This window comes from Acinetobacter sp. YH12201 (assembly GCF_013418145.1).
In the GTDB taxonomy this organism is placed as follows: domain Bacteria; phylum Pseudomonadota; class Gammaproteobacteria; order Pseudomonadales; family Moraxellaceae; genus Acinetobacter.
Genome location: NZ_VPCP01000122.1, coordinates 1 through 6227 on the forward strand (window position 1 = coordinate 1; position 6227 = coordinate 6227).

Genomic DNA, 6227 nt, shown 5'->3' on the forward strand with positions numbered 1-6227 from the left:
GTTCCACTTTAGATATTTGTTTAAGATGAGATGTAACTCATTGAAATGTGTCATCATATTCGTCGTCAGAAAACAAGTATTATGCCATTATTTCAATGAGTTATCTTTTTTTGTCGTGTACAAAGGATTTATTCATAAATTATTCCCAATAAATCATCCTCAACTTAAAAAATAAAGGTTCTACGCTGGCAATTTTTCTGTAGATATTTTTAATATTGTTTTTCTAATGAATGATTAAAAAAAGGGTTGATCTTCTATCATCATGATAGAAACGGCTAATAGCAGTTCACTAACAAGCTTGTACTCACAGTGGTGGTATATTTTATTTGGTTACTTGGTGATAAAAATAAACAAACAGCTATTCCTGAAACTGGTGAATTTATAAAATAAAAGTAAATTTAAGTCTCTGTACAGTAAAGAATATTTAGATATAAATTATTTTATTTTGACTTATTTGTGGTTGAGTTATTTTCTTGTGCAAAGTACAGGTATTCTTATAAATGATGAAAAATACCCAATTATAGGGATATTAGAAGTGATATTTAGCTTATAGCATAACAGTGCTTTTTGTTTGGGTTGACTCAACAATCCTATTTCAACTCCAAGGGCTATAATATTTCTATTACAATCAGAGTAATGGAAATATTTTACCTTACATGGCTTATCTGGGTGGATAAGCTATTTTTTACCTTTCATTTTTAAATGAAACATAAAATACCTATTATCAAGTATATAAAGTAGTTGAATGGTTGCCTGGAATTGCTCACTTTTGATGGTGTTTGCAATTCAGAAGTGAGTAATTTCTTGAATGTAACTTTCTCTGTTTATCCCTATGTATGAGAAGTTGTCCATTTGTTTTAATTAAGGTTTATCCGCGTGCTAAGCATTTTTTTATGAAGAAAATAAGGCATTTGATTAAAAAAATGAGCCTGCATACTTTACATTAAGTATAAAAAAAGGAGCAGTTGCTCCTTTTAATAGATTGAATCTTTTAATGAAGAGTCTGGGTGATTTTTTGCAAGATTTGTAACAGGACATCAAACTCGCTTTGCAATGGGGTACTTTTACGTGTCACCAGGGCAAGAGTACGGCTTGGCGCTGCCTCTATAGGTTTCACCACCAAGTCTGAATTGGCTTTAATCATATGGTTATGAATCGCAATTTCAGGAAGCAGGGTAAAGCCTAAGTCTGAACAAACCATTTCTATTAGTGTCGGTAATGAACTTGCTTTTAAGCGATGATCATTTTTGCGTTCACCAATTGGACAGGCACTTAACACATGGTTGCGTAAACAATGACCTTCTTCAAGTAATACTAAGCGCGATAAATCCAGATCATCCAAACTGCGGGCATTCTGCGCATTCTGATCCGCTTTATGGTAAACCAGATACAGATTTTCTTTTGCAATTTCTGCAACTTTTAAGCCACGTGTGTCAAAAGGCAATGCCAACACGATCATGTCCAAATTACCATGTTCGAGTTTTTCGACAATTTTTTCACTTTGTGCTTCGTGCAAGTGCAGCTGAATTTTAGGAAGTTGTTTATGCACTTCATCTAGCAGTTGCGACAGAATAAAAGGTGCAATTGTGGGAATAATCCCTAAATGTAGATCACCTGTTAAAGGTTCGCTCATTTCACGACTTAAACGCATCAGGTCTTGGGCATCTGCCAAAAGAACACGGGCTCGTGCAACAACCTGTTCACCAAGCGGAGTTAAACGTACATTTTGGCGATCGCGTTCAACAAGTACTCCACCTAGCAAGCGCTCTAACTCCATGATCCCGCCAGACAAGGTTGACTGGGTCACAAATGAACGGCGCGCAGCTTCAGTAAAATGCAGCGTTTCAGACAGTGTAACGAGGTATGACAGCTGTCTTAAAGAGGGTAATGCAGCCATAGTGTCCTAATGTTTTGATTTAAAGTGATCAGCAAATAATCCGCTCAGATATGGAATAAAATGCGGTGGGATATCATGCCCCATTCCCTCAATTAATTCAAACTTAGCATCAGTAATTGCCTTTGCAACTGCTTTGCCATGACTCGGTGGCAATAAACGATCACGAGAGCCATGTACCACGAGGGTAGGTTGCTGAATTTGCTTACCCAATTGTAGCAAAGAACCTGTACATAATATTGCTAAAAACTGTTGAAGTACACCCGCTGGATAGTAACTTCGTTGATATAATTTGCGTGCTGTCTGAATAATTTCCAGTTGATTGATATATCCAGATGAGCCAATAATGTTAAATACCTTCACGCTATGGTTCACAATGCCTTCTTCATCAGTCGATTCTGGTCTGCCAATCAGGCTAAACAGTTGTTTGGGAAAAGGCGGTGGTAATAAAGGCTGATTGTTACTGGTAAACATCAGGCCCAGATTACTGACTTTTTGTGGATGTTTTGCTGCCAGAATTTGTGCAATCATGCCCCCCATGGAAGCGCCAATGACCGAGACTTGTTGCAGACCCAAACGATCAATCAGTAGTGCTGCATCTTCTGCCATATCATATAAGTTATATGGCGCACCTTGATTTTGTAAGCCTAAGGCAAAACGTCCCATCAATTTCAATGTGTTGAGACGTGGACCAGAATGACGAATTTTGGAAGACAAGCCAATATCGCGGTTGTCAAAACGAATTACGCGATAACCTTGGTCAATCAGGGATTTGCAGAAAAAATCAGGCCAAAACAACATTTGCGCACCCAGACCCATAATCAGCATGATGGCAGGATGTTCCGGGTTTCCACCCATTTCCACATGAAGTTCAACGCCATTACCTAAATTGACTTTGGTTTCATGCATAAAAGATGTATAGGGAGAACCCGTAAAACTGAGTGCGCTATCCATTGTTATTTTCCTAAAAAAGGACATTTTGCTGAAAAAATGTCCTTGGTATTAAAACCTTAAACTGCAGCAGGAATCAAGTCCGGCACCAGTTTGGTGAGAATCAAACGCTGTTTGGCAGCACTTGGTCCCAACAAGACAAAACCACGTAAGGTATTTTCACTATCGATGGCTTTAGCAATCATTCCATCTTCGAGTTCTTCTGTTTCCCAGTTTACATCAACGTCCACAGGTGCAGGAAGTACTGTCAGTGGTGCAGCAGGTGTTTTTACTGCAACCGGCATTGCCGGGTAATGCACATGGGTTTTTTCACCATTCAAGGTTTTGGCTAAGGCACGTGCCTGTTGCATAATTGGCATGACATATGGCAGCAGCAAACCATTGACTTCGGCGCAGTCCCCAATGGCATAAATATCTGCCTGGTTGGTTTCCAGATGGCTATTGGTCAAAATACCGCGACTGCAATGAATATCAGCAGCTTTTGCTAACTCCAGATTCGGGTGTAAACCAATCGCAGAAAGTACAATGTCGGCAATCACAGACTGACCATTGGCTAACGTGATTTGATAATCGCCTTGTTCCACTTTGATGACTTTTTCAACCGTGGTGCCCAGAACGAAGTGAATACCGGTATCCTCAAGTTTTTCCTGGAAAGACGTTGCAACATGGGCGGGTAATAAGCGTCCCAAAGGTTGAGGAGCCAAATCAATCACAGTCACTTGATGGTCTGTGTTTTGCAAGTCATTGGCAAATTCACAGCCAATCAGACCGGCACCTAAAATCACCACACGTTTATCGTGATGTTGATCCAGATTTTTACGGAATGCCTTGTAGTCCTCTAAATTATTGACGACATGAATATCATCACTGCCATCGCCTGCAATCGCTACGCGAACAGGATGAGCACCCACTGCAAGAACCAGCTTGGCATAAGGCTGAGTACTTTGCTGACCATCTTTTTCTAAAATAAGCTGATGTTGGGCTGCTTGAATTTCTTTGACCCAGGTATGGGCTTCAATACGCATATTCAGTTGCGTTGCCATTTTAGCTGCATCGCCTAAAGCAATTTGTTCAGGTGCCTTGTTCCCAGCTAAAGCATTGGAAAGTGTCGGTTTGGCATAGTTTACCGCATCATCTGCACAGATCATGACCAGCTCATGCTCGGGATTAAGCTTGCGAAATTCACGTGCTGCGGTATAGCCGGCCATACCAGAACCAATGATGACGATAGGATGCATATTATTCTCCAGACTGTTTTTCTTTAATAAGACATAAAAAAAGACCATTCACTATGGTCTTTTGTATCAATAATCAGACTTCTACCATTTCGAAATCAACTTTTGATACACCACAGTCCGGGCAGGTCCAGTCATCCGGGATGTCTTCCCATTTGGTCCCTGCGACAATCCCATCTTGTGGCCAACCTTCAGCTTCGTCATAAATCCATCCACAAACGATGCATTGATATTTCTTCATTTGACTCTCCAAAACACTGACTTTTCAAAAATATGCGGTCAGTAATATTCCATATACCGTGTGACTCTATTGATATGACTTTCAATGTACACATTCAAGCAAATTTTTACGCAGTTCTATCTACAATGTAAAGCAAATATCGGAGTTTAAGGACAGAAATTGAAACCAGAATTGCTGAGAAGAACAAAACTGGTCTTTAAAGCATGAAAATAGGCAGAAGTGGAGCAATATAAATTAACTTTTCTTTTTAAGCAGTGCGACAAACAAGATTTTGGATCCCAGCGTAGTCAAAGTGGATAAGTGGTCTTTTTAGACTAAGGTCGTGCAGAAAAAAAAACCTGTATTTGTTATTCTATGATTAGATAAATCTATACCTATTATTTATTTAAAAAATTAAATAACTAAATCAGTAAGTTATAATTTTGTGATTATTTTTATTATGGTTTAAAAGTAAGCGCTGACTGGTCATAGGCCTAATAAAGCGTTAAAATTCATATATTCTCTTTTAAAATACTTTTCTCCCATGAGCAATCTGTCTACAACTTTGTGGTCTAACATTCGTACGGTCCAGGATTTCCCTAAACCAGGTATTTGTTTTTATGACTTGACTCCATTATTTATGGGAAACATTGAGTTATTAACTGACGCTTTAGTTGCCAGTATTCCTGCTGAAAAATTGGCAGAAGTCGACAGTTTTGTTGCAGTTGAAGCGCGCGGTTTTGTACTTGCAAGTTTATTGGCGCAACGTTTGGGCAAAGGTTTATTGCTGGTTCGTAAGGCAGGAAAATTACCGCCACCAGTGGTTGGTGTCGGTTATAGTCTGGAATATGGCATGGACCGTCTGGAAATGTCGGCTGATGTTCAAGCGCAAAAAATCATTATCGTAGATGATGTGTTAGCCACTGGCGGTACGCTAAAAGCAGTTAAACAGTTAGTGAATAAATGCAAGCATGAAGTTTTAGGGGCTAGTGTTTTTCTGGATTTGCCAGATTTGCATAATGACCTCGGCTTAGATATTTGGTCGGTATTAGATGAAAAATCTCAACCAGAACAAGCTGTTGCTTGATTAAAGCATGTGAAAAAAGCCTTGGTTATTCCAAGGCTTTTTTATTTTTTCAGAAAATATGTCTGCATATGCTGAAGCAGTCCATTGATATTTTCTGGACTGGCTAAACGATGATGTCCACCTTCGACGGCCTGAACCTGCATATAGGGTTCGAGTTGCTGTTGTACAGCATACATATCCAGTTCTTCATCGCCTAATTCCAGATAGGCAATTTGTGCAATATCATGTTCCAGATCATCTTCGCTAATAGGTGGATAATCAGCACGAAAGTCTGGGCTTAGGCTGGGATTGGCAATAATCGCCGGAATTTTGTATAGGACTGACATTTTTAAGGCCCAGTAAGCCCCCAAGCTATGGCCAATCAGAATTTCCGGTTGAATTTTGGCAATAATTTCCCGGTAAAAGTTAGCGACGGTTTGAAAATTCAGGTTGCGATAATCTACATCGATACAATATTTATGATCGGCGTTAATAGCATGGAATCTGGCTGATTCACGCGAAGAATCGAGTCCATGCAAAAATAGGATTTTTAAAGGGCATGTCGTCATTTTTTTAGTTCATACTTTCTTTATTCACAAAGATAGACACAGTCGAATAGATTACTTTTCAACTATTTTTCTTGAATCTATTGTAAGTGACTTGGCTGAACAAAGAAGTTAGCTTTTGGTCTAAGGTGTATTTCAGATCAATCTAATAAACTTAATTTAAAAATAAATAGGACTTACGCACTATTATTTATAGATTCTCTGTGGTAGCAGATGATTTTTATCGAGAATAAAGTCATCAATGAAGTTTTTGATCATTGGTCTAAATAATTTCTTCTGCCAACGATATACATTT

6 protein-coding genes and 1 pseudogene are annotated in these 6227 nt (G+C 38.9%); 1 reads left to right on the top strand and 6 read right to left on the bottom strand.

Features of this window, described 5'->3' with window-relative positions:
- Window positions 1-991 precede the first annotated feature (991 nt).
- The 4 genes from oxyR to rubA all read right to left on the bottom strand — a co-directional run bounded on the left by oxyR (window position 992) and on the right by rubA (window position 4321).
- Entirely contained in the window at window positions 992-1897 is a 906-nt protein-coding gene (gene oxyR, locus FTU91_RS15335) for a LysR family transcriptional regulator OxyR (RefSeq protein WP_180042940.1), read from the bottom strand.
- 6 nt (window positions 1898-1903) lie between these two features.
- Complete coding sequence (gene estB, locus FTU91_RS15340) at window positions 1904-2848, bottom strand: esterase EstB (RefSeq protein ID WP_218944805.1); 945 nt, start codon at window positions 2846-2848, stop codon at window positions 1904-1906.
- A 56-nt stretch (window positions 2849-2904) separates the two neighbouring features.
- The gene (locus FTU91_RS15345) at window positions 2905-4083 is read right to left on the bottom strand and encodes an NAD(P)/FAD-dependent oxidoreductase (RefSeq protein ID WP_180042941.1); all 1179 of its coding nucleotides are present in this window, start codon (window positions 4081-4083) and stop codon (window positions 2905-2907) included.
- A 73-nt stretch (window positions 4084-4156) separates the two neighbouring features.
- Window positions 4157-4321, bottom strand: coding sequence for a rubredoxin RubA (rubA, locus tag FTU91_RS15350; RefSeq protein ID WP_086195931.1), 165 nt, complete (start codon window positions 4319-4321; stop codon window positions 4157-4159).
- Window positions 4322-4844: 523 nt separating this feature from the next.
- Here rubA and FTU91_RS15355 point away from each other — a divergent pair.
- Window positions 4845-5387, top strand: a complete 543-nt coding sequence (locus FTU91_RS15355) for an adenine phosphoribosyltransferase (RefSeq protein ID WP_086176209.1) — start codon at window positions 4845-4847, stop codon at window positions 5385-5387.
- A 41-nt stretch (window positions 5388-5428) separates the two neighbouring features.
- On the opposite strand, the gene FTU91_RS15360 is transcribed toward FTU91_RS15355, so the two are convergent.
- Complete coding sequence (locus FTU91_RS15360; RefSeq protein ID WP_180082782.1) at window positions 5429-5935, bottom strand: YqiA/YcfP family alpha/beta fold hydrolase; 507 nt, start codon at window positions 5933-5935, stop codon at window positions 5429-5431.
- Window positions 5936-6118: 183 nt separating this feature from the next.
- Window positions 6119-6227: pseudogene (locus tag FTU91_RS15365) on the bottom strand (IS701 family transposase); the annotation flags it as partial.

Bases quoted from the DNA above. Each gene is read 5' to 3' on its own strand.
- estB (WP_218944805.1), bottom strand. From the start codon at position 2,848: ATGGATAGCGCACTCAGTTTTACGGGTTCTCCCTATACATCTTTTATG.
- rubA (WP_086195931.1), bottom strand. From the start codon at position 4,321: ATGAAGAAATATCAATGCATCGTTTGTGGATGGATTTATGACGAAGCT.
- FTU91_RS15360 (WP_180082782.1), bottom strand. From the start codon at position 5,935: ATGACGACATGCCCTTTAAAAATCCTATTTTTGCATGGACTCGATTCT.
- FTU91_RS15355 (WP_086176209.1), top strand. From the start codon at position 4,845: ATGAGCAATCTGTCTACAACTTTGTGGTCTAACATTCGTACGGTCCAG.
- FTU91_RS15345 (WP_180042941.1), bottom strand. From the start codon at position 4,083: ATGCATCCTATCGTCATCATTGGTTCTGGTATGGCCGGCTATACCGCA.
- oxyR (WP_180042940.1), bottom strand. From the start codon at position 1,897: ATGGCTGCATTACCCTCTTTAAGACAGCTGTCATACCTCGTTACACTG.